30 protein-coding genes are annotated in these 25,127 nt (G+C 69.0%); 14 read left to right on the top strand and 16 right to left on the bottom strand.

Annotated features, from left to right (window positions below):
* Nucleotides 1–9: 9 nt before the first annotated feature.
* Complete coding sequence (locus PUT80_RS16215; protein ID WP_037809456.1) at nucleotides 10–420, bottom strand: VOC family protein; 411 nt, start codon at nucleotides 418–420, stop codon at nucleotides 10–12.
* Between the two features lie 10 nt (nucleotides 421–430).
* Nucleotides 431–874 (bottom strand): helix-turn-helix transcriptional regulator, encoded by a 444-nt coding sequence (locus tag PUT80_RS16210; protein WP_009085513.1) that lies wholly within the window; start codon nucleotides 872–874, stop codon nucleotides 431–433.
* A gap of 107 nt (nucleotides 875–981) precedes the next feature.
* Between PUT80_RS16210 and PUT80_RS16205 the strand changes: the two genes are divergently transcribed.
* Nucleotides 982–1,866: a hypothetical protein gene (locus PUT80_RS16205; RefSeq protein ID WP_275292594.1), complete on the top strand. Its 885-nt coding sequence runs from the start codon at nucleotides 982–984 to the stop codon at nucleotides 1,864–1,866.
* On the opposite strand, the gene PUT80_RS16200 is transcribed toward PUT80_RS16205, so the two are convergent.
* Both PUT80_RS16200 and PUT80_RS16195 read right to left on the bottom strand, forming a co-directional pair.
* A complete protein-coding gene (locus PUT80_RS16200) occupies nucleotides 1,863–2,501 on the bottom strand; it encodes a pyridoxal 5'-phosphate synthase (protein WP_275292592.1) in 639 nt (212 codons plus the stop codon). The genes PUT80_RS16205 and PUT80_RS16200 overlap by 4 nt on opposite strands.
* A 1-nt stretch (nucleotide 2,502) precedes the next feature.
* Entirely contained in the window at nucleotides 2,503–3,174 is a 672-nt protein-coding gene (locus tag PUT80_RS16195; protein ID WP_134664711.1) for a hypothetical protein, read from the bottom strand.
* 95 nt (nucleotides 3,175–3,269) lie between these two features.
* Between PUT80_RS16195 and PUT80_RS16190 the strand changes: the two genes are divergently transcribed.
* On the top strand, nucleotides 3,270–3,797 hold the full coding sequence (locus PUT80_RS16190) for a DUF2020 domain-containing protein (RefSeq protein WP_275292590.1): 528 nt from the start codon (nucleotides 3,270–3,272) through the stop codon (nucleotides 3,795–3,797).
* Nucleotides 3,798–3,938: 141 nt separating this feature from the next.
* A complete protein-coding gene (locus tag PUT80_RS16185; protein ID WP_037809176.1) occupies nucleotides 3,939–4,391 on the top strand; it encodes a hypothetical protein in 453 nt (150 codons plus the stop codon).
* Between the two features lie 109 nt (nucleotides 4,392–4,500).
* On the opposite strand, the gene PUT80_RS16180 is transcribed toward PUT80_RS16185, so the two are convergent.
* The gene (locus PUT80_RS16180; protein WP_238603689.1) at nucleotides 4,501–5,142 is read right to left on the bottom strand and encodes a hypothetical protein; all 642 of its coding nucleotides are present in this window, start codon (nucleotides 5,140–5,142) and stop codon (nucleotides 4,501–4,503) included.
* Between the two features lie 206 nt (nucleotides 5,143–5,348).
* On the opposite strand from PUT80_RS16180, the gene PUT80_RS16175 reads away from it, so the two are divergent.
* Both PUT80_RS16175 and PUT80_RS16170 read left to right on the top strand, forming a co-directional pair.
* Entirely contained in the window at nucleotides 5,349–5,873 is a 525-nt protein-coding gene (locus PUT80_RS16175) for a peptidylprolyl isomerase (protein WP_009085526.1), read from the top strand.
* 43 nt (nucleotides 5,874–5,916) lie between these two features.
* Nucleotides 5,917–6,870 carry a rhomboid family intramembrane serine protease gene (locus tag PUT80_RS16170; RefSeq protein ID WP_275292587.1) on the top strand — a complete coding sequence of 318 codons (954 nt, stop codon included), beginning with the start codon at nucleotides 5,917–5,919 and terminating at the stop codon, nucleotides 6,868–6,870.
* Here the strand turns inward: PUT80_RS16170 and PUT80_RS16165 are convergent.
* Entirely contained in the window at nucleotides 6,859–7,284 is a 426-nt protein-coding gene (locus PUT80_RS16165) for a PH domain-containing protein (RefSeq protein WP_275292585.1), read from the bottom strand. The genes PUT80_RS16170 and PUT80_RS16165 overlap by 12 nt on opposite strands.
* 85 nt (nucleotides 7,285–7,369) lie before the next feature.
* Nucleotides 7,370–7,636: a cell division protein CrgA gene (gene crgA / locus PUT80_RS16160; RefSeq protein WP_037809181.1), complete on the bottom strand. Its 267-nt coding sequence runs from the start codon at nucleotides 7,634–7,636 to the stop codon at nucleotides 7,370–7,372.
* 601 nt (nucleotides 7,637–8,237) lie between these two features.
* On the opposite strand from crgA, the gene PUT80_RS16155 reads away from it, so the two are divergent.
* The 4 genes from PUT80_RS16155 to PUT80_RS16140 all read left to right on the top strand — a co-directional run bounded on the left by PUT80_RS16155 (nucleotide 8,238) and on the right by PUT80_RS16140 (nucleotide 10,917).
* Nucleotides 8,238–9,182, top strand: a complete 945-nt coding sequence (locus PUT80_RS16155; RefSeq protein ID WP_275292582.1) for a class E sortase — start codon at nucleotides 8,238–8,240, stop codon at nucleotides 9,180–9,182.
* A complete protein-coding gene (locus PUT80_RS16150) occupies nucleotides 9,182–9,340 on the top strand; it encodes a hypothetical protein (protein WP_162836037.1) in 159 nt (52 codons plus the stop codon). The genes PUT80_RS16155 and PUT80_RS16150 overlap by 1 nt, the downstream gene beginning before the upstream one ends.
* Complete coding sequence (locus tag PUT80_RS16145) at nucleotides 9,292–10,305, top strand: LLM class flavin-dependent oxidoreductase (RefSeq protein ID WP_275292580.1); 1,014 nt, start codon at nucleotides 9,292–9,294, stop codon at nucleotides 10,303–10,305. The genes PUT80_RS16150 and PUT80_RS16145 overlap by 49 nt, the downstream gene beginning before the upstream one ends.
* 120 nt (nucleotides 10,306–10,425) lie before the next feature.
* On the top strand, nucleotides 10,426–10,917 hold the full coding sequence (locus tag PUT80_RS16140; protein ID WP_134728033.1) for a hypothetical protein: 492 nt from the start codon (nucleotides 10,426–10,428) through the stop codon (nucleotides 10,915–10,917).
* A 55-nt stretch (nucleotides 10,918–10,972) separates the two neighbouring features.
* On the opposite strand, the gene PUT80_RS16135 is transcribed toward PUT80_RS16140, so the two are convergent.
* Entirely contained in the window at nucleotides 10,973–11,359 is a 387-nt protein-coding gene (locus PUT80_RS16135; protein ID WP_037809185.1) for an SCO5389 family protein, read from the bottom strand.
* Nucleotides 11,360–11,489: 130 nt separating this feature from the next.
* Nucleotides 11,490–12,089 carry a TetR/AcrR family transcriptional regulator gene (locus tag PUT80_RS16130; RefSeq protein WP_275292577.1) on the bottom strand — a complete coding sequence of 200 codons (600 nt, stop codon included), beginning with the start codon at nucleotides 12,087–12,089 and terminating at the stop codon, nucleotides 11,490–11,492.
* 61 nt (nucleotides 12,090–12,150) lie between these two features.
* Between PUT80_RS16130 and PUT80_RS16125 the strand changes: the two genes are divergently transcribed.
* Nucleotides 12,151–13,053, top strand: a complete 903-nt coding sequence (locus PUT80_RS16125; RefSeq protein WP_275292575.1) for an NADP-dependent oxidoreductase — start codon at nucleotides 12,151–12,153, stop codon at nucleotides 13,051–13,053.
* A gap of 2 nt (nucleotides 13,054–13,055) precedes the next feature.
* Here the strand turns inward: PUT80_RS16125 and PUT80_RS16120 are convergent, their stop codons facing one another.
* Nucleotides 13,056–14,381, bottom strand: coding sequence for an FAD-dependent oxidoreductase (locus PUT80_RS16120; RefSeq protein WP_275292693.1), 1,326 nt, complete (start codon nucleotides 14,379–14,381; stop codon nucleotides 13,056–13,058).
* A gap of 111 nt (nucleotides 14,382–14,492) precedes the next feature.
* On the opposite strand from PUT80_RS16120, the gene PUT80_RS16115 reads away from it, so the two are divergent.
* From PUT80_RS16115 to PUT80_RS16100, 4 genes are all read left to right on the top strand, one after another.
* Nucleotides 14,493–15,137: an aminodeoxychorismate/anthranilate synthase component II gene (locus PUT80_RS16115; protein WP_134664629.1), complete on the top strand. Its 645-nt coding sequence runs from the start codon at nucleotides 14,493–14,495 to the stop codon at nucleotides 15,135–15,137.
* A 14-nt stretch (nucleotides 15,138–15,151) separates the two neighbouring features.
* A complete protein-coding gene (locus PUT80_RS16110; RefSeq protein ID WP_240014434.1) occupies nucleotides 15,152–15,955 on the top strand; it encodes an ATP-binding cassette domain-containing protein in 804 nt (267 codons plus the stop codon).
* A complete protein-coding gene (locus PUT80_RS16105) occupies nucleotides 15,943–16,587 on the top strand; it encodes a hypothetical protein (RefSeq protein ID WP_134664625.1) in 645 nt (214 codons plus the stop codon). The genes PUT80_RS16110 and PUT80_RS16105 overlap by 13 nt, the downstream gene beginning before the upstream one ends.
* A gap of 104 nt (nucleotides 16,588–16,691) precedes the next feature.
* On the top strand, nucleotides 16,692–17,021 hold the full coding sequence (locus tag PUT80_RS16100) for a hypothetical protein (protein ID WP_043831325.1): 330 nt from the start codon (nucleotides 16,692–16,694) through the stop codon (nucleotides 17,019–17,021).
* A gap of 69 nt (nucleotides 17,022–17,090) precedes the next feature.
* Here PUT80_RS16100 and pknB read toward each other — a convergent pair whose 3' ends face one another.
* Genes pknB through PUT80_RS16070 form a run of 6 tightly spaced genes read right to left on the bottom strand, consistent with a single transcriptional unit; the run spans nucleotide 17,091 to nucleotide 25,111 of the window.
* Nucleotides 17,091–19,085, bottom strand: coding sequence for a Stk1 family PASTA domain-containing Ser/Thr kinase (pknB, locus tag PUT80_RS16095; RefSeq protein WP_275292571.1), 1,995 nt, complete (start codon nucleotides 19,083–19,085; stop codon nucleotides 17,091–17,093).
* Complete coding sequence (locus PUT80_RS16090; RefSeq protein WP_037809201.1) at nucleotides 19,082–20,326, bottom strand: serine/threonine-protein kinase; 1,245 nt, start codon at nucleotides 20,324–20,326, stop codon at nucleotides 19,082–19,084. Before PUT80_RS16090 ends, pknB begins: the two co-directional genes overlap by 4 nt.
* Before the next feature lie 3 nt (nucleotides 20,327–20,329).
* Entirely contained in the window at nucleotides 20,330–21,793 is a 1,464-nt protein-coding gene (locus tag PUT80_RS16085) for a penicillin-binding transpeptidase domain-containing protein (RefSeq protein WP_134664619.1), read from the bottom strand.
* Nucleotides 21,790–23,277, bottom strand: coding sequence for an FtsW/RodA/SpoVE family cell cycle protein (locus PUT80_RS16080; protein WP_037809207.1), 1,488 nt, complete (start codon nucleotides 23,275–23,277; stop codon nucleotides 21,790–21,792). Before PUT80_RS16080 ends, PUT80_RS16085 begins: the two co-directional genes overlap by 4 nt.
* Nucleotides 23,277–24,653, bottom strand: a complete 1,377-nt coding sequence (locus tag PUT80_RS16075) for a PP2C family serine/threonine-protein phosphatase (RefSeq protein WP_037809208.1) — start codon at nucleotides 24,651–24,653, stop codon at nucleotides 23,277–23,279. Before PUT80_RS16075 ends, PUT80_RS16080 begins: the two co-directional genes overlap by 1 nt.
* Nucleotides 24,650–25,111, bottom strand: a complete 462-nt coding sequence (locus tag PUT80_RS16070; RefSeq protein WP_037718919.1) for an FHA domain-containing protein — start codon at nucleotides 25,109–25,111, stop codon at nucleotides 24,650–24,652. The genes PUT80_RS16075 and PUT80_RS16070 overlap by 4 nt, the downstream gene beginning before the upstream one ends.
* Nucleotides 25,112–25,127 lie beyond the last annotated feature (16 nt).

Genomic DNA, 25,127 nt, shown 5'->3' with positions numbered 1-25,127 from the left:
CGGACTGCTTCAGCTCGCTTGCTGGATGCGGATGAGGTTCCCGGCCGGGTCGCGGAACGAGCAGTCCCGGACGCCGTAGGGCTGGTCGGTGGGCTCCTGCACGACCTCGGCGTCGCTGGCCTGCAACCGGTTGAAGGTCGCGTCGACGTCCTTCGTGGCCAGGTTCAGCGCGGCGTAGGTGCCCTTGGCCATCATTTCGGTGATCATCCGGCGTTCGTCGTCGGTGAGGCCGGGGAACGCGGCGACCGGCTGCAGTACGAGCGAGGTGTCCGGCTGTCCGGGCGGGCCGACGGTAATCCAGGCCATGTCGCCGTATTTGACGTTGTTGCGCACCTCGAAGCCGAGGACGTCGCGGTAGAAGGTCAGCGTCGCTTCCGGATCGGTGTGCGGGAGGAAGCTCGCGTGAATCGTCATGTCCATGCCGATCACACTAGGTTCGCGCCGAACGGGGTGCTTCTCGATTCCTGATCGGTCGGGTGACCTGTTTGGCGACGCACGGCGCCATGCCCTCGGTCGCCCCGGTCTCCTCCTGGCGGTACACGCTCGGCGGCTTTCCGACCAGCTCGGTGAAGCGCGTGCTGAACGTCCCCAGCGACGAGAACCCGACCTCGAAACACACCTCGGTGACGCTCAGGTCGCCGCGCCGGAGCAACGCCATCGCGCGCTCGATGCGGCGGGTCATCAGATACGAATACGGCGACTCTCCGTAAGCGGCGCGGAACTGCCGGCTCAGGTGCCCGGCGGACACGTTGACGCTCCGCGCGAGCGCCTCGACGTCCAGGGGACGCGCGTACTCGCGGTCGATCCGGTCGCGCACCCGGCGCAACCGTGCGAGATCGGCCAATCGCTGCGCGTCGTCCGGTTTGCTGGTCACTTCCGAATCGTGCCACGGCGATCGCCCGAGCCCCAGCAATCCGCTCTTTCGGGCTGGTGGCCGATTCGTTCAAGACCCTCGCGCCGGACTCGTGCGACGGTTTCCGGGTGACTGTGAACTTGGAGGCCGTCGCCCCGTTCCTCGCCGGGCACGGCAGGGTGCTGGACCAGCGGCGGTTCGAGCTGCTGAACGGAAACGGACGGGCCGAGGAGGTGCTCGCGGCGGTCGCCGCCTACCGGAATCCGGACGGAGGGTACGGCTGGGGTCTGGAGCCGGACCTGCGCGCGCCGGAAAGCCAGCCGGGCGGCGCGCTGCACGCGTTCGAAGTGTTCGCCGATGTCGCGCCGGTGACCACGCCGCACGCGGTGCAGTTGTGCGACTGGCTGGAATCGGTGTCGTTCACCGACGGCGGGCTGCCGTTCGCGTTCCCGGTCGCCGATCCGGCCGCGTGCGCTCCCTTTTGGACCGGAGCCGATCCGGCGGCGTTCTCCTTGCAGAGCACCGCGTTCGTCACCTCCGCGGGGTGGCGGGTCGCCGAACCCGACCCGGCGGTCGCGGCGCATCCGTGGCTCGCGCGGGCGACCGAGACCTGCCTGCGGGCGATCCGGGAGCTCGAGGAGATGCCGCACGTCATCGAGTTGAGCTTCGCGATCCACCTGCTCGACGCCGTGCACGGCAGGTATCCGGAGGCCGATGAACTCCTGACGAAGCTGGGGAAGTTCTTGCCGGAGAGCGGAATCGTCCCGGTGCAGGGCGGTTCCGAAGGCGAGGTGCTGCGTCCGCTCGACTTCAGCCCGGTGCCCGGCCCGTCCAGGCGGTTGTTCACCGCGGAGGCGGTCGAAGCGGATCTGACCCGGTTGGAACAGGGCCAGCAGCCCGACGGCGGGTGGACGGTCGACTTCGCCAGCTTCTCCCCGGCGGCCGCGCTGGAATGGCGCGGTTACGCCACCGTCGGCGCGATCTCCAAGCTGCGCGCCAACTCGCGGCTCTAGGGCCAGAGGCGTTCGCGGACCCAGCCCGCGGGTTCGCGGCGGTAGCGGACCCGGAGGTGCTGCCGGTCGTGCGAGGCCTGCCAGAACTCCACCGATTCCGGCTGGATCAGGTAGCGCGTCCACGTTTCCGGTGCCACGTCCGGGTTCTCCGCGACCCAATCCGCAGCCGCCGCGGCCGCTTCGACGAGCTTCGCCGGATCGGAAAGCACCTCCGACTGATGCCCGACGTACGCCTCGGCCCGCGACTCGGGCGGCCGAGCGAGGAAGTCGTCGGCGGACACCTCGGGCGCGGCCGGGACCACCAAGCCCCGCACCCGGACCTGACGTCCGCGGCCAGGCCAGAAGAACGTCAACGCCGCGCGCGGATTCGCCGCCAGCTGCTGGCCTTTCGGGCTTTCCGAACTCGTCGCGACCGCCCAGCCGTCCGCGTCGACGTTCTTCAGGATCACCACGCGAGCGTCCGGAGCGCCGTCGGCGTCCACTGTGGACAGAGTGACGGCGTGCGGGGCCAGCACGTGCTCGCCCGCCTCGGTCAGCCAGGCGAGGAACAGCTCCTCGGGCGTTTCCGGGGTGTGGTCCGGGTCGAATTCCGGGAGCTGTTCGGGAAACGACTGCCAGCCGCGCAACGAAACCATGTCACCGACCGTACGGCGGTTGCCCCGGCGGCGGGTAGTGCGGCGGCTGCGGCCCGGCCGGTCCGGCGGCGGGCGGGGGACCGGTCTGCGGCATCGGCCCGGACGGGATCTGCCCCGGGAATCCGCCGGGACCCGGTTGCGGGGGCTGACCGTAGGCGGCCTGTTGCTGCTGCCATTGCACCTGCTGGAGAGCCTCGCCCGGCTGCGGGAAACAGAACGTCAGCTTGGCCCTGATCGCGCCGTGCATCGCCGCGCCCCAGAGCTTCCCGCCGGTGAACGCGTAGGTCGCGCCCGCCTGCGGATCCACCGCGACCATCCGGGTTTCGCCGCCGAACTGGTTGCTCGTCTTCGCGCTCGCCAGCTGCGCGGCGTCCGGGTGCACGCGGCCGACGAGCCCGCAGATCACCACCGACGCGGCGGTCCAGCCGATCGTGCCCTGCACGTTGGCGCGGGCGTGCTGCGTCGCCATGCCGGTGAACTGCTGCAGCGTCGCCGCGTCGATCTCCGGATAGGCCCCGGCGACCACGCAATAGTTCATGGTGGACAGCATGATCGACTCGGTGAACAGGCCGACCGCGCACGTCACCGGTCCGATCTGGACGGTGTTGAGCCTGCCGCCGCTGCGCACCACGCGTTCGGCGACCACCTGCAGGTACTGCTCGGGCGTGAGCACGTCCGCGACCTCCCCGGGCTGAGCGGAATCCGACGTCATCGTCGCACGCGCCGCCTTCGCACGGACTTCACCGGGCATGGTTGACTGTGCCCGCCATGCGCCGACTTCTCGTTCTCGCCCCAGCCCTGGTCCTGCTCGCCGGCTGCAACCCGTCGAGCCCGGCGAAGGAGACTCCGTCTTCGGTGCCGGCGAGTTCCGCTTCGGCCTCCGCGGCGCTGCCGCCGGATCCGCAGCCCGCGCGCACCGCGGAGTGTCCGTACCTGTCCAACGAGACGGTGCAGGACGCGAACGGACAGCACGTCACCAAGGTGAGCGTGTCCGACGACGAGCCGCATCCGACGTGCTTTTTCTACCGTCCGGACGGCAGCCTCCAGCTGACCGTGCGGGTGTACGTGGGCAAGAGCGACGTCGCGACCGCGCTGGTCAACAAGGCCGCGCCGGTCGACACGTCGAACCCGGCTTCGGAGCCCGCGGGGTGGAAGGGCGGCTACCAGCCGGCCGGGGACGGAGTGGTCTACGCCGTCGCCAAGGGCGAGGCCGCCGTCATCGTGACGAGCAACCAGAAGCAGAGCATCAAAGCACGCACAGTGGCGAAAAAGGCTATCGCTGCCCTGAAGCTCTGAGTAACGGGCTCCGCACGGGTGAGTGAAGTTGATCTTGTATTACTCTAAGCAGCACGCGCGGTTCCCCCAACACTCGCGCGGCGGGTGCCCGTCCGGCACCGAATACTTTGGTTACCCCTTTTCGACGACAAGGACAGATTCGTGGCTGACACCCTCAAGGAAATCCTGCTTGACTCGAGCCGTCGCCCCACCGTGGTCGCCGACTTCGCGGAGCTCGTGGACGCCGAGGTCGCCGACAAGGGCGGGGTCTCCGGCGCGGTCGTGAAGACCGGCTTCGCCGCCGTGAAGAAGATCAAGCCGGGCATCATCCCGTCCGCGATCGACAGCCTCCTGGACGACTTCTCCGCCGCCCTCGAGCCGTTCTACAGCGACTTCCGCGCCCAGGGCGGCAACGACTTCGGCGCCTACCTGACCAGCCGCTCGGACGAGGCGTCGGACGCGCTGCTCGGGGTCACCGACGCCCGCGCCGAGCGCAGCAGCCGCGACAGCATCAAGAAGGTCTACTCGAAGCTGCGCCCGAACGGCAAGAAGAACGTCGAGGAGGCGCTGCCGCGTCTCGGCCAGCTGATCGACAAGCACGCCGCCGCGGCCTGATCCGGCCAGGCTCCGCCCGGCTTCCGGCCACTGGCCGGATCGGCGGAACCGCTTAAGCGATACGAAAAAGGGCCCCGGGACGCACTTCCCGGGGCCCTTTTTCGCGCGTTCAGTTCTTCTTCTCGGCGGCCGACGGGCTCGGCGCCTTGCCGTTCGTCTTCGGCTCGCCCGGCTTGGCGTCCTTCGCGTCCTTGGCCTCGGCGGCCGGCTTCGCGGGCGGAGCCGGGGGAGCAGGCGGGGTGGCCTTCGGCGGCGCCGGGGCGACCGGCGGCTCCTGCTGCCGCGACTTCAGCGCGACGGCGGTGCCGACCGCGACCGCGCCGAGACCGAGGATCCACGGCCAGCGGCGACGCTTGCGGGTGCCCTTGGCCGCGCTCTTCGCCTCCTCCAGAGCGGCGCGGAACTCCTTCTTCGCCGCCTTGAAGTCCTTCTTGCCGCGGCGCTTCGACTCGCCCGCCGACGCGGCGGCCTTGATCGCGGCCTTCTTGGCCTTGCGGCCCGGCTTCTTCATCTCGGCGATGCGGGCGAGCGCTTCCTTGCGCGCCGCGGCGGAGCTCTTCTTCAGCTCCTTGCGGGTCAGCTCCGTCTTCTTCGCCAGCTTGCGCCGGGCGCGGCGGCTCCGCTTCCCCAGCTCCTCCGCGCCGGCCTCGGCGGCCTTCGCGCCCGCCTTGCCCGCCTCGACGACCAGCTTCCGCAGGTCCGCCGAGCCGGACTTGGCCGACTCACCGACCGATTCCACGGCCCGGGTCATGGTCTTCACCTCATCAATCGTTGTGAAACAGATCTGTTGCTTGACATCTATCCTGCCCTTTTTCCGCCGACACCGCTGCGGCTTCCCGCTGCGGGCCTCGCGGAAACCTCGGGAAAGTGCCTTCTTCCTGGGCCGGTGTCCAGCGCGACGGGCCGGGGACGCCCCCTGAACCCCCCATTTGTGCGAAGGGGTGGCACGATGGCGGCGTGACTGAAAGCGCCCGCAAGGCCACCCTGCACACCAACCAGGGTGACATCCACGTGAACCTGCTGCCCGACCACGCGCCGAAGACCGTGGCGAACTTCGTGGGGCTGGCCACCGGCTCCAAGGAGTACACCCAGCCGAACGCGAAGGGCGGCAACTCCGGTCCGTTCTACGACGGCTCGATCTTCCACCGCGTCATCGACGGCTTCATGATCCAGGGCGGTGACCCGACGGGCACCGGCCGCGGCGGCCCCGGCTACAAGTTCGGCGACGAGTTCCACCCCGAGCTGCAGTTCTCCAAGCCGTACCTGCTGGCCATGGCGAACGCCGGGCCGGGCACCAACGGCTCGCAGTTCTTCATCACCGTCGCGCCGACCTCGCACCTGAACTTCCGGCACACGATCTTCGGCGAGGTCGCGGACCAGGAGTCCCGCAATGTCGTCGACGCCATCGCGACGACCGCGACCGGACCGGCGGACCGCCCGCTGTCCGACGTGGTCATCGAGAAGATCACCGTCGAAGACTGACGCGCCGCAGGCAGGGATGGGGTTTCGGTAGGTTGGAGTCATCGTGAGCCAACCGCCGAACCCGTCCGCGCCCTCTCTTCCCGGTTGCTGGTGGCATCCGAACCGCCCGACCGGTCTCAGCTGTGCCCGCTGCGGACGTCCGGCCTGCCCGGACTGCCTGCGCGAAGCCCCGGTGGGGTTCCAGTGCACGGACTGCGTCCAGTCCGGGGCGCAACAGCAGAAACAGCAGCACCGGCAGTATCAAGACGCAGGAATGGGCTCCCGCACGATCGCCGGGGCCCGGCTGTCGAACTCTTACACCGTCACGGCGACTCTGATCGCGGTGAACGTGGTGGTCTTCCTGATCACCGTCGTCCAGGCGAAGAGCCTGTTCAACAACAATCTGTCCCTCACCCACGCGTGGTTTTCTCTGGAGCCCGTGCTCACGCTCGGCGCGGGCGAGTGGTGGCGGATTTTCACCTCGGGCTTCCTGCATTACGGACCCATCCACATCGCGGCGAACGCGTTCTCGCTGTGGATGATCGGCCGTGCGCTGGAGCAGGTCTTCGGCAAGGTCCGGTACCTGGCGCTCTACTTCGTGTCGATGCTCGGAGCCTCCGCCGCGGTGCTGCTTTTCGGGGATGGCAGGCCGACGGTAGGCGCCTCCGGCGCGATCTTCGGGCTTCTCGGCGCCTACGCGGTCATCACGCTCAAACTGCGGCTCAACCCGACCGCGCTGCTCATCAACCTGGTGATCAACGCCTACATCACCTTCACGATCCCCGGCATTTCGATCTGGGCCCACGCTGGCGGCCTCGTTACCGGGGCACTGGTGACAGCCGCCATTCTCTACGCTCCCGCCCGCAACCTGGTCCGGTGGCAGGCGATCGGCACGGCCGTCATCGCGATCGCGCTCGCCGGGCTGATCAGCTGGCGAGCCACGGACTACCCGTCGCTGGATTGCTCTCCCCGGCTGGTTCAGGGGGAGTACCGGTACTCGTGCGAGCTATCCCGCTGAGCGGGCCCGCAGTTCGGTAAGCACGTCCAGCACGTCGCGAGGATCCTCGCCGAGGTCGGTCTGCCCGAAGATGAACAACTGCTCGTCGCGCTCCAGTTCGAGCGTCACGCCGTCGCGGCCGAGGCGGCGGGTGCTGCGCAGCCGGACCGTCGTGCCGGTCCAGGGGAGCCGGTGCGTGCCGGAGAGCGTGCGGGCCTGAAGACCGTGCTCGTCGGCGGCCAGGCGCGGCCGCACGAGCGTCCAGTGGCCCGCGAACGCGCCGACGGCCAGGGTCGCGAGGCCGGTGAGCACCGCGCCCTTGCCGTCGCCGAAGAGCGCGTCCGCGACGGTTCCGACCAGCAGCAATGCGGTCAGGCCCCACGCCACTACCACGAGGTTTCGGCGCGGGGCCCAGGAGGTCGGGTGGTTATCCACAGGGGTTATCCACACTGGGGATGAGTCACACCGGTGTGATTCGGTGTCAATCGGCCGACCGGAGCAAAGCTGATCCGGCGGATGGTCAGCGCCACCGCATCGTCATCAGCAGGCCGGCGATCATCGCGGCGAATCCGATGGCGAAATTCCAGTTTCCGAGCTCGCTGAGGAACGAAACTTTGTCGCCGGCGATGTAGTTCACGACCAGCCACACCAGCCCGAGGAGCATGAGGCCGAACATGACGATCTTGTAGAACAGGTTCGACGGTCCCGCGGCCTGGACCTTCACCGGGGTGCGGCGGTCGACAGGCGGGGTGTACGCGGTCTTCTTGCGGACCTTCGACTTCGGCATCGTTTCCTCGCGTGCTCTCGGGCATTCCTGGTGGCGGCATCCTGGACGAGGTCCCGCTGTCGGGGTGCGCAACCAGCGCCACGTGCACACGTTAACGTAAAGGACGGCTCCGCAGCACCGGGCGGGAGCGGTCGGGTTTCTCAGACTGTGACAATAGCGCCACCTGGAGTGCCGAGGAGGCCTCCGGCCGGGCGCGGGAGGAGCTTGCGTGACGCCGCAAGATTGGCCGGGCGAGGACGACCGCCGCCCCGGCACCGGACCTGACCGCCCGGTCCGCCGTCAGCCGCCGCCGCCGAGAAGGCAGCCAGGGGAGACCCCGCCGCGGCGAAGAGTAGCCGGGAACCCCAGCGGCAGATCACCCGAACAGCGCACGCCGATCGACCGGGGCGGACCGCGCCGGGACGGCGGCGAAAACCGGCCCGTGCAGGGCCGGCCGGGCGAAGGCAGGCCCCGCGAGGGTGACCCCCGCGGCGGTGATTTCGGCGGTCCGCGCGATCCCGGACCCCGCCGTACCGCGGAGTTCCGCGCCGAAGGCGGTCCGCAACGACGTCCCGGCGACCCAGGCGGACGTCCTCGCCGCCAGCCGGAAGAAGGCCGTCAGATGCCGCGCCGAGTCGGCGCCGCGGCCCCGGACCCGTCCCGGCGGCGGATGACCGGCCCGGAGTTCGCCGAGCAGCCGACCGAGGTGTTCTCCGCGGTCGCGGTGGAGGACAAGGACGACAAGAAGACCCCGCCGCCGCTGGGCAAGGGCGGGCTCGCGATCCGCACCGCGGGCGAAATCTTCATCACGCTCGGCGTGGTCGTGCTGCTGTTCATGGTGTACGAGGTGTGGGTCACCGACCTGTTCTCCGCCGAGAAACAGCACACCGCGAGCGATCAGCTCGACGGCGACTGGGCGAAGGACCGCACGCTGCACCCGGAGCTGATCGACGGCAAGGCGTTCGCGCGCATCCACATCCCCTCGTTCGGCGCGGACTGGAACTTCACCATCCAGGAAGGCACCGGCGAGGATTCGCTGGCGATCGGCCCCGGCCACTACAAGGGCACCGCGCTGCCGGGCGAACCGGGCAACTTCGGCGTCGCCGGGCACCGCGTCGGCAAGGGCGCGCCGTTCAACGACCTGGACAACCTGAGCTCCTGCGACCAGATCGTGATCGAAACGCACACCGATTTCTTCATCTATCAGGTGCTGCCCTACGACGACGAGGTCAAGGGCTGGAGCAGCGGCAAGGGCGCGCAGCCGGAGTGCAAGGGCGTGTCGACGCTGCGCAACTCGAGCATCCCCGGCGGCGGACCGTACGACGAGACGTTCGGCCGCAAGGTCGTCCAGCCGAGCCAGGGCGACGCGGTGAACCCGGTGCCGTACAAGCCGGCCGGGGCGCTGCCGAAGGCGCAGCAGGCTTCGCTGCTCACGCTCACCACGTGTCACCCGCAGTTCTCGGCGAAGGAACGGTTGATCATCACCTCGGTGCTGACCCGCCAGGTGCCGAAGACGCAGGTGCCGGATTACACGACGTTGCTGAAGAAGATCGGAGTCGCGTCCTGATGTACGGCTGGCTCTGGCGGCATCTGCCCGGACCGTTCGCGGTGAAGTTCGTGATCGCGCTCGTGCTGGTGCTCGGAATCGTGGCGCTGCTGATGTTCGTGGTGTTCCCGTGGCTGGACCCGCTGCTGTGGTTCAACAACGTGTCGGTGAGCAACTGAGGTTCGGAGTCTTCCTGGTCTCGGGCCGCTTCCCGGGCCAGGACGACGCCGCCGTACTGCGCCGCACTGTCCGCGCGGCTCGCGCGGCCGAGGTCGCCGGTTTCGACGACGTGTGGCTGGCCGAGCACCACTTCATGCCGTATGGCGTGTGCCCGTCAGCCATCACGCTGGCCGCGCACGTGCTGGGCCAGACGTCGCGAATCGATGTGGGCACGGCGGTAAGCGTGCTGTCCACGACGCATCCGGTCGCGTTGGCAGAACAGTGGTCCATGCTCGACGCGGTTTCTGACGGCCGCCTGCGATTAGGCGTCGGCCGAGGTGGGCCGTGGCAGGACCTGGAGGTATTCGGGACCGGATTGCCGCGCTATGAAACGGGTTTCGCCGAGTCGCTGGACCTGTTGCTGACCGCCACTGGCGGTCGAGTCTCGGCCCGGGGCGCGCATTTCTCCTTCCGCGAGGTACCGCTGCGCCCGACTCCGCAACGCACCCCACAAGTCGTGGTGGCCTGCGGTGGCCCGACTTCCTCCGCGGTCCAGTTGGCTGCGAAACGTGAACTGCCGTTGTTGCTGGGCCTGCACGCGGATGACACGGAGAAGGCCGCCACTGTTGCTGCTTACGGTGCTCCCGCGGCCCACGTGTCGACGGTGCTGTGCCAGGTCGGCGACGATGCTTCCGCGGTGGTGCGCCACGCTTTGCCGGGGTGGCTGGCGGATGGCTTAGCCGCCCATGTGCCGGTGGACGATCGGCCTGGTCCGGGGCGGGATCCTTGGGAGTACACGGAAAAACTGTGCGCGATCCATCCGGTGGGGTCGGTTGAGCATTGCGTCGAGACTTTGCGGACGAGTTTTGCGCGCACTGGGGTGTCGCACGTGATCATGTTCGTGGAAGCTTCCGGCACGGAGGAGGGCACGATGGCAAACATCGCGCGGATTGGTGCCGAGGTGTTGCCCGCCCTGCGGGGATAGCCGGACGCTGGTTTTCCGGACACGGGGTTCGCGCGCGACTATCTCACGCCCTGTAACACCGATGGCGATCCTTGCGAGTTCAAACCTGACACGTTCAGCGGCGAACGGTGGGGAGAACGAATGTCGGCTCACAAACTCATCGTTTTTGCCATCGCCGCAGCTGTCTTGGCGATTTCCCTGGCCGGATGCGGATCGTCGACAGGTGCCGATCCAGCAGAACCTGCCTCGCCAGTGTCGACGTGGAAGAGCATGTTCGACTCGAGCACAGTGAACCCCTCGGCACCGCTGCCGACCACGGAGAGCACGTCCGTCCCGCCGGCGGCGAACGATTTCGAGATTGCGCTGAAGACCGTTTCCAAGCATTGCTTTGGCTCTGCCGGTTGCAATGTGGTGGTAGAGCCGAAATTCACGTACAAGGGCACGTCGGATCTGGATCACTACACGTGCGACATCACGTACGAGATCACCGGTGACAAGAGCGGTCCGATCACGGAGACCGCAACGGGCACGACCCCGGGGAAAACGATGGTGCGCAACACCGTGATGACTACGTCCTCCACGAAGACCAAGGTCGCCGCGGCGGTGACTTCAGCCGAGTGCAAAGCAAGCTGAAGCGGCCCGGCCAGAGAAACCCTGACCGGGCCGGTCGTCCAACCCGAAACCGGACTCAGCAGTCCCGTAGCTCAGGGCTCTGGTTCAGCAACTGCCCCCGAGGCGAAACGAACGCCCGGTACCGATCCCCGTCCGTCTCGCGGAACACGGCTACCCGGTGGCAGTTCTGGAACGCCAGCTTCACCCCGAAATGCCGTTCCAGCCCGCCCCGGATCGCGTCTGAGGCCAGTGCTCGCAGCAGCTGACCGCGGGCGGTCTCGTCCGGCGGCGGGGTTTCGTTGTCCGCGAATCCGTCCGCGGCGGTGTCTGCTTCCGCGATCACTCCGGTGATGACCTCCCACGCGTACGGCAGCGATTCCCGCACGCAGGCCACGAACTCGGCGTCGGAGACCTCCCCGCGTTCGGCCTTTTCCAGCAGCGCGGGCGATACGTCCAAGGACAAGACAACCTCCATGGTCAGCGGTACCCCTCAGAGCTACCGGCCCGCCCGACCCGGCCACAAGAGAAAACGAGTTTCATCACCACTTTGGTGGATCACTCCCACCGGAACAGCCGCACGGTGAGCATCCTTGCTAAGCGCGGCCGAGCGGCACCCGCACAGCTGGCGGCAGCGGTCCGGCATCCGGGTGCGCCCGGAACGACTGGATCAGCAACGCCGTGAACCGACGCACCGCTGCGAGCCGCGCAGAAGCTGGTTCCACCCGGATCCCCTCGTTGGCGACCAACGCCAGCACAAGGTCTTCCAGTACGAAATCCGCGCGCAGCTCGCCAGCGTCCTTAGCTCGGCGGATGAGTTCGAGCAGCAGCCGCAGGGTGTGGGCTCGGTCGGCGGCGAAGTCGAGTCGCCGGGGGAGTTGGGCGACGAACGCGCGAAAGCCCTGGTCACGGGCATGCGCCTCGGTCAGCTTCTCCAGCACGAGGACGAAACCCTGCCACGGATTAGCCGCCGCCAGGCCCTCTTCGACGATTGACGAGCACAGCGCCAGTTCCTCGGCGAACGCTTCGGCGATCAGTGCGTCTTTGGTCGGAAAATGCCGGTAAACCGTCGCGACGCTCACCTCGGCCTGCCGGGCGATCTCCCGCATCGGTACGCCGTATCCGCGGACCGTGAAAGCCACCCGCGCCGCCGCGAGGATGCGGACTCGGTTGTGGGCGGCGTCGGTCCGTCTCACTTCGGCCGCCACCCCTCTCACTTCCGGCTGGATCGCTGACCTGCTGGAATACCTTCGGCACATGAAAGCCGTCCAGTTTTCCCAGTATGGCCCGCCCAGCGTCGTGCACGTCGCCGATGTCGCCGAACCGCACGCCGGACCCGGGGAGATTCGCGTTTCCGTGCGCGCGTCCGGGTTTTCCGCGGGCGAAACCATCATCCGATCGGGAGCGCGCAAGGACACGATGCCGGTGACGTTCCCGTTCCGGACGGGCTACGACGCTGCTGGCGTGGTCGACGAGGTGGGCGACGGGGTCACCGGAATAGTGCCCGGCGAGCACGTCTTCGGCATGACCGACGCGAATCGTCGGGGAGCCAACGCGGAGTACGCAGTCTTGGTGCATTGGGCTGCCAAACCGGACGCCTGGAGCTGGGCGGAGGCGGGCGGTGCCGCGGGCGCGATCGAAACGGCGACCCGGGTGTTGGATCAGCTTCCTGGCGGAAGGATCCTGGTGAACGGCGCGGCGGGTGGCGTCGGCACGGTCGCGGTTCAGTTGGCGATCGCGCGCGGGGCCGCCGTTATCGGCACGGCGAGCCCGCGCAACCACGATTTCCTGCGTTCCCTCGGGGCCGAGGCGACGACGTACGGTCCGGGGCTGGTCGACCGAGTCGGCGGCGTCGACGCGGTCTTCGACTGTGCCGGGGGAGCATTGCCGGACCTGATCGAGATCGCCGGAGACCCCGCGCGGGTCGTGACGATCACCGACACCACCGCGCCACAGCACGGCGTGCACTTCTCGCACGGTGCCGCGCTCCCTGGTGCGGATCCGTTGGCAGTACACGGACTTGCCCCAGCAGTAGAGCTCGCTGAGGGAGGCCAATTGAGGATTCCAGTCGCAGCGACCTTCCCGCTGAGCGAAGCCGCGGCCGCGCATGAGTTGAGCGAAAGCAGGCACGCCCGCGGGAAGATCGTCTACTTGAACTGACCTCAGGCGCGCGAAACCCGCACCATCTCGTCGCGTTCCACGACCTTCACCCGCTCGCGTCCCTCGGCCTCGCCGAGCGACTTCTCGTGCGCGTCGAGTTTGCCCCAGCCTTCCCAGGTGGTGAACGAAATCCCGCGCGCGGCAAGGAATTCCAGGATCGCGTCCGGAGACGAATGCCGCGGCGCGGCGAGGGTGTCCGCGTCCGCCAAGAGGTTCGCGACGGTCTCGGCCGCGTCGCCCTTCGTGTGGCCGATCAGGCCGACCGGGCCGCGTTTGATCCAGCCGGTCACGTACACGCCGGGGACCTGGTTCTCGTCCAGGTCCAGCACCCGGCCGCCCTGGTTCGGGATCACGCCCGCGGTGTGGTCGAACGGGATTTCCGGCAGGTGCGACGACAGGTACCCGACCGCGCGGTACACCGCCTGCACGTCCCAGTCGTGGAACTCGCCGGTGCCGACGACCTTGCCGTCGCGGTACTCGGTGCGTTCGGTGCGCAGGCCGACGACCTTGCCGTCCTCGCCGAGCACCTCGACCGGCGCGTGGAAGAAGTGCAGGTGCAGCCGGCGCGGGCGGGTGCCCTCGTCGCGAATCGCCCATTCCTGCAGCGTCTTCACGACCATGTCGGTCTGCTTCGAGGACCGCAGTTCGGCGACGCTGGCCTCGTCGAACTCCATGTCCTCGGGGTGCACGATCACCTCGACGTTCGGCGAGTGGTCCAGCTCGCGCAGCTCCAGCGGCGAGAACTTCGCCTGGGCCGGACCGCGGCGGCCGAACACGTGCACGTCGGTGACCGGGCTGGCCTTGAGGCCCTCGTAGACGTTCGCCGGGATGTCGGTCGGCAGCAGTTCGTCGGCGGTCTTGGCGAGCACGCGCGCTACGTCCAGCGCGACGTTGCCGACGCCGAGCACCGCGACCGACGACGCGGTGAGCGGCCAGGTGCGCGGCACGTCCGGGTGGCCGTCGTACCAGGACACGAAGTCGGCGGCGCCGTGGCTGCCTTCGAGGTCGATGCCGGGGAGGTCGAGCGCGCGGTCGGCCATCGCGCCGGTCGCGAAGATGACCGCGTCGTAGAACTCGCGCAGGTCGTCCAGCTTCAGGTCGGTGCCGTAGTCGACGTTGCCGAGCAGCCGGATGTTCGGCCGGTCCAGCACCTTGTGCAGGGCGTTGACGATGCCCTTGATGCGCGGGTGGTCGGGCGCGACGCCGTAGCGGATCAGCCCGAACGGCGCGGGCATGCGCTCGAACAGGTCGATCTCGACGTCTGTGCCTGACACGTCGGACTTGTCCAGCAGGTCGGCGGCGTAGATGCCGGCGGGGCCGGCGCCCACCACGGCGACACGAAGGATTCGGCTCACCCGCTCCACGGTAAGTTAGGTGATCCTAACAATCACTGTGATCTGGCGTACGGTCCAGCAGGTGGGAGCCGCTAAGCTGGCGGCATGCGCGTTCTCGTCGTCGACAACTACGACAGCTTCGTCTACAACCTCGTCCAGTACCTGGCGCAGCTCGGCGCCGACTGCACGGTGTGGCGCAACGACGTCGTCGACCTCGACCGCGTGCCGGACTTCGACGCGGTGCTCGTCTCCCCGGGTCCTGGAACGCCGGAACGCGCAGGTCAGAGCATTGAAGTGATCGCGAAATGCGCCGAGACGCGCACGCCGATGCTGGGCGTCTGCCTCGGCCACCAGGCGCTGGGAGTGCACTTCGGAGCCACCGTCGACCGCGCGGACGAGCTGCTGCACGGCAAGACCAGCCAGGTACGGCACACCGGCTCCGGCATCCTCGCCGGGCTGCCGGAGGAGTTCACCGCCACTCGCTACCACTCGCTCACCGTGCTGCCGGACACCATCGATCCGGACATTTTCGAGGTCACCGGCACCACCGAAACCGGCATCGTGATGGGCATGCGGCACCGCGAACTGCCGCTGGAGGGCGTGCAGTTCCACCCCGAATCCGTGCTCACCGAATGCGGCCACCGGATGCTGGCGAACTGGATGGCCTCGGCGGGCCACCCGGTCGCGCCGACCGTCGTCGACGACCTGGAGCGGGCCACCCGCACCCTGCAGAAGGCCGCGACTGCGTGACCGCGCCGACCCCGCTGATCCGGCTCAGCGGAGTCGGAAAACGGTACGGCAGCGGCGAACCCGTCCTGACGCACATCGATTTCGAGGTGCCCGCCGGACGGGTGGTCGGCGTCCTCGGCACTAACGGATCGGGCAAATCGACGCTGCTGCGGATCCTCGCCGGGGTGTCGCGGGCGTCGTACGGCGACATCACCGGGAGCCCGGCGGTCGGCTACCTGCCCGACCGGTTCCCCGGCGGCCAGCGGCTGAGCGCGCGGGCGTACCTGCGGCATCTGGCGCGGATCCGCGGGCTGACTGACCTGTCCGGGATCGATCCGCTGCTGAAACGGCTCGCGCTGGTCGGCAGTCCGGACGCGCAGCTGCGCACGCTGTCGAAGGGCAACGCGCAGAAGGTCGGCCTCGCCCAAGCCGTGCTGGTGCGGCCGGACCTGCTGATCCTCGACGAACCCTGGTCCGGCCTCGACGTCGGCACGCACGCGGTGCTCGGCGAACTGGTCGCGGAAACCCGCGCACGCGGCGCGAGCGTCGTGTTCACCGACCACCGGCCGGACGTCGTGCGCGAACACGCCGACGAGGTGTACCGGCTCGCTTCCGGCCGGGTCGCGCCGCTGGAAACGCATCCGGAGCGGAAGCGGATCACGCTGCTGCCGGTGTCGTCGAGCGTCGACAACTGGTCCGCCGAACCAGGCGTGCACGCGGTCGCCGACCAAGCAGGCGGCGTGGTCCTGACGGTCGACGCCGAACACGCCGACGCCGTGCTGCTGCGCGCGTTGTCCGGCGGCTGGTCGGTGCGGGAGGTGGCGCCGTGCTCGCAGTGAGCCGCTATTACCTGGCGCTGCTCGGCCATTCGCAACGCTATTTGCCAGCCGGGCTCGCGTACCTCGCGTTGTGCTCAATCCTTTACGCAGACCCGAGTTCGCCAGTGCTTCCGCTGTTTGGCGTGAGCGGCGCGGGGGTTCTCGTACTCGGCTGTTGGCTCACGATCGCGTTGTTGGACATCGAAGATCCGGTGCAGCGCCTGATCACGCTCAACCACGCGGGCGGCAACCGCAAAACGATCGGCGGCGCGGTGCTGACGGTGTTCGGCTGCACCTTGGTGTGCACGCTGGTGACCGTCGGCTGGGCGGCGACGCATCGGAATCAGTTGCAGGCACAGATCATCGGTGCCGGGCTGGCGACCCATCTCGCGTGCGCTCTGGTCGGCATCGCGATCGGCTTGCCGTGCTCGCGGCTGCTTGTGTCGCGCATCGGCTGGACTGTGCTCGCCGCGGTTCTCGTGCTTGGCGTGGTGCTGCTGGGAAAGTGGGTTCCGCTGGTGCATCCGCTGCTGCAAGCGCTGATGAACGGCTCCCCGTACGGCGGTCCGCTCGGTTTGGCGACAGGCACGTCGGTGGTGCTGCTGGCGGCGAGCATGACGGTGGTGGGCACGGTCTCGACCCGCCGGTCCTGACCTTTCTGCAAATTGCATTCGGCAAATGCCGATTTGGGGGTTCCGGGTCGGGCTGCGAGTCGGTTACCCTCGCGCCGTCTGTTGGGCCCGGGAGGGGAGCATCCGTGACGGCAGGGATCGCCGCGATCACCGTGGACGGCTCAGCGGACGAGGTGCGGCACCTCGTTTCCTGGCTCGGCGCCGAGGACGAACTGGCCGGGCGCGTGCGGCTCGCCGGGCCGGGCAGCGGCGTGGTCGTGATGGTGAGCAGCCGGTCGGCGGGTGCCTTCTGCCGGTCGCTATTCGGCTGGCTGCACCGGCAGCGCGACGGACGGCGCGTGTCGCTCACTGTGAAGCGCTCCGGGGCCGTCGAAGAGCTGGACGTCGACTGCGGCGGCGGGCACGACGTCGACGAGGTGCTCGCCAGCGTGCGGAATTTCCTCGACCAAGACTGATCGGCCGGCGCGAAAAAAGGGCCCGCACGGTGCGCACCGTGCGGGCCCTCCTTATGCGCTGCGAGCGGGTCAGCCGCCGTTGTTGTTGCGGATCCCGCCCGGCGGGAAGATCCCGCCGCCGGAGCTCGACGTCGGCGAGCCGCCGCTGCCGTCATCGGCCTTGAACGTCAGCGTGATCGCCTGGGTCGGGCTGATCTGGCTGCCCGCCTGCGGGTTCTGCTTCACCACGGTGTTGGCCTTGCCGCTGCCGGACGAGGTCGTCTGGGTTTGGATGCTGCCCGACCACCCCAGGCTCTGCAGCTTCTGCGTCGCCTGGTCCTGGGTCATCCCGGTCAGGTCCGGCATCTGGATCTGCTGCGGACCGGACGACACGGTCAGCTTCACCGTGCTGTTCGGGGGCAGGTTGCCGCCGTTCGGCTGCTGGTCGATGACCTGGTCTTTCGGCTGGTCCGAGGCCTGGTCGACCCGCTGGGCCTTGAAACCGGCGTTCTGCAGGATCTGCTTCGCCGTCGCGTAGTCCTTGCCGACCGTGTTCGGCACTTCCTTCTGGTTGACGCCGGACCCGACGACGATGTCCACCGGCGTGCCTTCGGTGGCCGAGGAGTTCGCGGTCGGGTTCTGCGACACGACCTTGCCGACGTCGTCCGGGGTGTCGACGGGCTGCGAGGTCGTGTTGCCGAGCTTCAGCTTGGCCTGTTCGAGCGCCGTCTTCGCGTCTTCCGCCGACTTGCCGTGCAGGTCCGGCACGGTGGTGTTGCCCGGCTTCTGCCCGACGGTCAGCGTGATCGTGGACGTGGTCGGCACCGTCTTGCCGACCTCCGGGTCGATCGCGATGACCTTGCCGATCTGGTCCTCGGTGCAGGTCTGCCCGCCGGGGTTGCTCGCCTCCGGACCGCACACCACGTTCTTGTTCGGCGCGAACGACGAGAAGCCCGCCTGCTGCAGCGCCGCCTTCGCCTGGGTGACCTGCTGGTTGACCACCGGCGGGATCTGCGCCGTCTCGTTCTTGTCGCGGAACGATCCGCTCAGCCAGAAGATCAGCAGCACCACACCCGCCACGAGCAGCGCGGCGATCACCCCGAAGATGATCCGGCGGCGGCGCTTGGCGCGCGGGTCCTCGTCCGGCTCGTCGGCGTAGTCGTCGTAGGCCACCGGCTGGCGGCGGTCGGCGTTCATCACCTGGGTGCGCTCGTCGTCCGACATCACCATCGGGGCCGACGGACGCTGCCCGGACAGCGTCCGGACCAGGTCCGACCGCATTTCGGCGGCCGACTGGTACCGGTTCGCCGGGCCCTTGGCCAGCGCCTTCAGCACGACCGCGTCCAGCTCCGGCGACACGGCCGGGTTCACCGACGACGGCGGGTTCGGGTCCTCCCGCACGTGCTGGTACGCCACCGCGACCGGGGAATCGCCGGTGAACGGCGGCTCGCCGGTGATCAGTTCGTACAGCACGCAGCCCGCCGCGTAGACGTCCGACCGGGCGTCCACCGACTCGCCGCGCGCCTGCTCCGGCGAGAGGTACTGGGCGGTGCCGATGACGGCCGCGGTCTGCGTCATCGCCGACTGGCCGTCGTGCATGGCGCGCGCGATGCCGAAGTCCATCACCTTGACGGCGCCGTTCTTCGTGATCATCACGTTCGCCGGCTTCACGTCGCGGTGCACGATGCCGTGCCGGTGCGAGAAGTCGAGCGCGGCGCAGACGTCGGCCATGACCTCCATCGCGCGCTTCTGCGACAGCGGGCCCTCGGTCTTGACGATGTCCCGCAGCGTCCGGCCTTCGACGTACTCCATCACGATGTACGGCAGCGGACCGACGTCGGTGTTCGCCTCGCCGGTGTCGTACACGGCGACGATCGCGGGATGGTTCAGCGCGGCCGCGTTCTGCGCCTCGCGCCGGAACCGCTCCTGGAACTGCGGATCGCGGGCGAGGTCCGCGCGCAGGACCTTGATCGCGACTTCCCGGCCCAGCCGCACGTCGTGCCCGTGGTGGACCTCGGACATACCGCCGTACCCGAGCGTGTCGCCCAGCTCGTACCGATTGGAGAGCAGTCTGGGTGTCGTCATCGCTTCGTGCCGTTCCATTCCGTCCAAGGTGTGGTCATCATGCCTTGCAGGCCCTGGGCCTCGCTCGTACCGGCCGGGGTGGCTGAGGTCGGTCCGCTCCCGCTGTCCACGCTTCGCGGCGGTCCTCCGTTGCCGGAGGACACCACTCTCGCGATCAAGAACGCCACGGCCACCAGGACCACGACGATGACCACCGCGAGCAGCACCCACCAGCCCCACTGGTTCCGTTTCGGCGGCGGGACCGGCGGACCGGGCGGGCCCGGCGGAGCCGACAGCGGCCGGAACGCCGGGTTGGAACTGGGTCCGACCGGGGCACCGGCCGCCTGCGGCACTGCGGGCGGAACCGGTGGCACCGGCGGTGCCTGACCTGCCGCGTAGGCGGCGTTGACCAGGCCGAGCGGGGTGGGCAGCGGGCGGCCGGCGCGGACCGCGGCGATCGCGCCGGCGAACTCGCCGCCGCTGGCATAGCGCTGCCGGGGGTCCTTCACGAGCGTCGCCTCGATCACCGCCCGCGCGCCCGGCGGGACGTCCGGCGGCAGCGGCGGCGGGACGTCGCGGATGTGCATCATCGCGACCGTCACCGCGTTCTCGGACAGGAACGGCCGGTGCCCGGCGAGGCATTCGTACCCGCACACCGCGAGCGAATAGACGTCGCTGGCCGGTTCCGCGTCCTGGCCGAGCGCCTGCTCCGGCGCGATGTAGTGCGCGGTGCCCATGACCATGCCGGACCGGGTGACCGGGGCCGCGTCGGCGGCCTTGGCCACGCCGAAGTCGGTGATCTTCACCTTGCCCGCGGGGGTGACCAGGATGTTGCCCGGCTTCACGTCGCGGTGCACCAGGCCCTGTTCGTGCGCGGCCTGCAGCGCGGTGCCCGCCTGCTCGAGCAGGTCGAGCGTGTAGTCCGCGGTGAGCCTGCCGTGCTTGGCGAGGATGCCCGCCAGCGGATCGCCCTCCACGTACTCCATCACCAGGTACGCGATTGAGAGGTCCTCGTTGACCGTCTCGCCGTAGTCGTGCACCGCGGCGATCCCGGCGTGGTTGAGCGAGGCGGTCATCCGCGCCTCGGTCCGGAAGCGGTGCAGGAATTCGGCGTCGCCGGACAGCTCGGCCTTCAGCACCTTCACCGCGACGATCCGGTCGAGCCGGGTGTCGCTCGCCTGCCAGACCTCGCCCATCCCGCCGACGGCGATCCGGTTCGTCAGCTTGTAGCGCTCGGCCAGCAGCTGACCCGAGGACAGCATCGGCTATCCACCCCCGAGCCGGGCGGCGATGGCGGCGCGGCCGATCTCGGCGGCCACCGAGCCGCCGGTCGCGGCGAGACCGCGGTTGCCGCCGTTCTCGACGATGACCGACACGGCGATCTGCGGGTTGTCCGACGGCGCGAACGCGGTGTACCACGCGTGCGGCGGGGTGTTCTTGGAGTCGGCGCCGTGCTCGGCGGTGCCGGTCTTCGACGCGATCTTCAGCGCGTCGTTCTTGCCGCCGCCCTTGGTGAAGGACTCCGACGCGATCATCATGTCGGTGAGGATCTTGTCGTTCTCCGGCGACAGCGCGGGCTTGCCGGTGAGCTGCTCCGGGTCGACGTTCTCGACCGTCGACAGGTCCGGGGCCAGGATCGACTCGATCAGCTGCGGCTTCATCGCGTAGCCGTTGTTCGCGACGGTCGCCGAAAGCAGGCAGTCCTGCAGCGGGGTGAGCCGGACGTCGCGCTGGCCGATGCCGCTCTGGTAGAGCGCGCCCGGCGAGTCGAGCGCGCCGACGGTCGAGCCGACGACCCGCATCGGCACGGTCAGGTCGTTCTGCCCGATGCCGAAGTTGGTCGCGGCCGCCTTCATCTTGTCCGCGCCGAGCTGGCCCGCGAAGGTCGCGAACGGGACGTTGCACGAATGCGCCAGCGCGTCCTTGAACGTGTTGCCGGGGCAGGTTTCGCCGCCGTAGTTCTCCAGCGTCGTGTTCGTACCCGGCAGCTGCACGTTCGGCGCGGTGCTGATCTGGGTGTCCGGGCCGATCCCGCTCTCCAGCGCCGCGGTCGCGGTGACGATCTTGAACGTCGACCCCGGCGGGTAGTTCTCCGAGATCGCCCGGTTCAGCATCGGGTTCTTCGGGTCCTTGGAGTAGGCGTCCCAGGCCTTGTTCTGGTCGGTGCCGTGCGTCGCGAGCTGGTTCGGGTCGTACGACGGGGTCGAGACCATCGCCAGGATGCGGCCGGTCTTCGGCTCCATCGCGACCACCGCGCCGGTGTAGCCGCGCTGCGTCATCAGGTCGTAGGCGGCCTTCTGCACCTTCGGGTCGATGGTGAGCTTCACGTTGCCGCCGCGCGGATCGCGGCCGGTGACCATGTCCGACAGCCTGCGCACGAACAGCCGCGGGTCCGACCCGTTCAGCACGTCGTCCTCGGCGCGCTCGAGCCCGCCCGCGCCGTAGTTGATCGAGTAGTACCCGGTGACCGGGGCGTACATCGGTCCGTCGGCGTAGGTGCGGAAGAACTTGAACTTGTCGGTGGAGGGCTTCACGCCGGCGAGCACGGTGCCGTCCGGCGTGACGATCTGCCCGCGCTGCCGGGAGTACTCGTCGTAGAGCACGCGCTGGTTGCGCGGATCGGTGCGGTACGTGTCGGCCTTGATGACCTGGACGTAGGTGATGTTGGCCAGCAGCAGCACGATCATCGCGAGCATCGCCATGCCGACCTTGCGCAGGGGGGCGTTCACGCGGTCCTCCCGTTCGGGTCGCCTTCGGCGGGCGGACGCCGCACCATGACGGTGTGCGCCTCGGCGATCGGAGCCTGCGGCTGCTGCGGCTTCGGCCGGGAGGCCGGCCTGCGCGCCGCGTCCGAAATGCGCAGCATCAGGGCGACCAGGATGTAGTTCGCCAGCAGCGAAGAGCCGCCGTAGGACAGGAACGGCGCGGTGACGCCGGTTTCCGGGATGAGCGCGGTGACGCCGCCGACGACCACGAAGATCTGGATCACGATGGTGAAGGCGAGCCCGCCGCCGAGCAGTTTGCCGAACGTGTCGCGCACCGCCAGCGCGCTGCGCATGCCGCGCATCGCCAGCAGCATGTACAGCATCAGCACCGCGGCCAGGCCGATGAAGCCGAGCTCCTCGCCGATCGCGGCGGTGATGAAGTCGGTGCTCGCGGCGGGCGGGATGTCCGGACGGCCGGCGCCGAGCCCGGTGCCGCCGACGCCGCCGGTGCCGAGCCCGAACAACGCCTGTGCGAGCTGGTAGCTGCCGCCGAGCACGTCGTAGCGCGGGCCGAGCGGGTCGGTCCAGTTCTCGACCCGCTGCTGCACGTGGCCGAACAGGTTGTAGGCGATGATGCAGCCGCCGATGAAGAACGTCAGCCCGACGACGACCCAGATCGCGCGTTCGGTCGCGACGTAGAGCATCACCAGGATGATGCTGAAATACAGCAGCGACGTGCCGAGGTCCTTCTCGAACACCAGCACGCCGATCGCGACGGCGGCGGCGATCAGGATCGGGCCGAGGTCACGGGCGCGCGGCAGTTCCACGCCGAGGAACTTCTTGCCCGCCACCATGAACAAATCGCGTTTGGACACCAGGAACGACGCGAAGAAGATCATCAGCAGGATCTTCGCGAACTCGCCCGGCTGGATCGAGAAGAACGGCAGCTTCAGCCACACCTTCGCGCCGCCCGCCTCGGACAGGCTGGCGGGCAGCACCGCGGGCAGCGCGAGCGCGCCGAGCCCGACCAGTCCGGCGATGTAGCTGTAGCGGGTCAGCGTGCGGTGGTCGTTGACCACCACGAGCACGATCACGAACAGCACCAGCGAAACCGCGGTGAACAGCAGCTGCTTGGTGATCTCCGGCGAGTACTCCTTGCCGCGCTGCATGAACGATTCGGCCTTCGCCAGATCGAGCCGGTGAATCATCACCAGCCCGATCCCGTTGAGCAGCGCGACGCACGGCAGCAGCACCGGGTCCGCGTACGGGGCCCACCGGCGCACGGCGAGGTGCGTCGTGGCGAGCACGCCGAGGTAAGCGAGTCCCACCCACAGGATCGAGAGCGTCAGCTCCTGCTCCTGGTTGGCCTCGACGATGACCAGCGCGAGCGTGACGATGCCCGCCGCGAACGCCAGCAACGCGAGCTCCGTGCCCCTGCGCTTGGGGAGGTCTCGCGGCGGATTCGTGGCGAACTGGGCGGACGTCGGGTCGGCCAGCGGCTGGCCCATCAGTTACCGCCCCCCGTCGGCGGCGTACCCGCCGTCGAGCAGTCCCTCCCCGCAGGCTGGTTCGCCGACGAAGGCGTGCCCCCGGGAGGCGCCACGCTGGACGAGGGCGCGCCCGACTGCGGGGTGCCCGGAGGATTGGCCGGCTTGCAGTCCGACAGCTTCTTCTTGAGACGCAGGAAATCGTCGATGTACTTGCGCGCGTCGTCGAGGCTTTCGCGCTTCACACCGTTCTGCACGGCGATGCGCGCGTCCTCCTGCAACGCGGAGACGCGGAGCTTGTCGGTGCACAGCTGGCCCGGCGGGCACGAGCCCTGCTCGAGCGAGTGCAGGTCGATGCCGAGGATGCTGCCCGGGACGCCGCGGTAGATCACGACCTCCTGATCGGGGCCTTCTCCGACGTAGTACTGGCTGAGCACGAAGTATCGAGTCGCGATCGCGGCGGCGCCCAGCACGATCAGCACCACGACCGCCCCCACGAGCCAGCGGAACCGTTTCCGCCGTTTCGCTTTCGGGTCTTCCGGCGGGGGCTGCTGCTCCGGTCGCGGCTGCGGCGGCGGCTGGGTCAGCGCGCGCGCCCTCGCCGCCGGGGAATCCCCCTGATGCATCTCGTCGCTGCCGTCGCCCGCCGCGCCGCCCACGATCGGGGCGTCGTCGCCGAAATCGACGTCGACCACGTCGGCGATGATGACGGTCACGTTGTCGGTGCCGCCGCCCTTGAGCGCCAGTTCGATCATCCGGTCGGCGCAGTCCTGCGGGTCCGGGATCTGCACGGCCTCGGCGAGCGTTTCGTCGCTGACCATTCCGGACAAACCGTCGGAGCAAATCAGGTACCGGTCACCGGGACGCGCCTCGCGCACGGTCAGGCTCGGCTCGACCTCGTGTCCGGTGAGCGCCTTGAGCAGCAGCGACCGCTGCGGGTGCACCGCGGCCTCTTCCGGCGTGATGCGGCCCTGTTCGAGCAGTTCGTTGACGAAACTGTCGTCGCGGGTGATCTGGGCGAACTGGCCGCCGCGCATCAGATACGCGCGCGAGTCGCCGACGTGGACCAGACCAAGTCTGCTTCCCGCGAACAGGACGGCGGTGAGCGTGGTGCCCATGCCGTCCAGGTCGGGGTCCTGGGAGACCAGTTCGGCGATCGCCGCGTTGCCGTTCTGGACGGCTTCGCGAAGCTGGGCGAGCAGGTCGTCGCCCGGCTCGTCGTCGTCGAGCGGGGCGAGCGAGGCGATGACGACCTTGCTGGCCACCTCACCTGCGGCGTGCCCGCCCATGCCGTCGGCGAGCGCGAGGAGACGCGGGCCGGCGTACACGGAGTCCTGGTTGTTGGAACGCACCAGGCCCCGGTCGCTGCGGGCCGCGTAGCGGAGGACGAGAGTCATGGGCGAAGCTCGATCACCGTCTTGCCGATCCGGATGGGGACTCCGAGCGGGACCCGGAGGGGTGCAGTGACCTTAGCCCGGTCGAGGTAGGTCCCGTTCGTCGAGCCCAGATCTTCCACGTACCAGTCCTCCCCGCGCAGCGCGATCCGGGCGTGCCGGGTCGATGCGTAGTCGTCGTCGAGCACCAGCGTCGAGTCGTCGGCCCGGCCGATCAGGATCGGCCGCCCGTCGAGCGCGATGCGGGTGCCCGCGAGGGCCCCGTGCGTCACGAGCAACTGCTGCGGGGCCTTGCTGCCCCGCGGCTTCTTCTCTTTGTTGCGGCGGAAGGACGGCACCTGGACCCGAAGGCCCGACGCGGCGTAGAGGTCCGAGCGCACGACTCGGAGCGCGGCGAACACAAAGAGCCAGAGCAGCACGAGAAAGCCCACTCTGGTGAGTTGAACGACCAGCTCTGGCACTTGTTGTGTCCGCTCC

The sequence above is a fragment of the Amycolatopsis sp. La24 genome (assembly GCF_029087445.1).
Lineage (GTDB): Bacteria > Actinomycetota > Actinomycetes > Mycobacteriales > Pseudonocardiaceae > Amycolatopsis > Amycolatopsis nivea.
The sequence above is the reverse complement of the archived record's forward strand: the minus strand, read 5'-3'. Positions and strand labels throughout refer to the sequence as shown.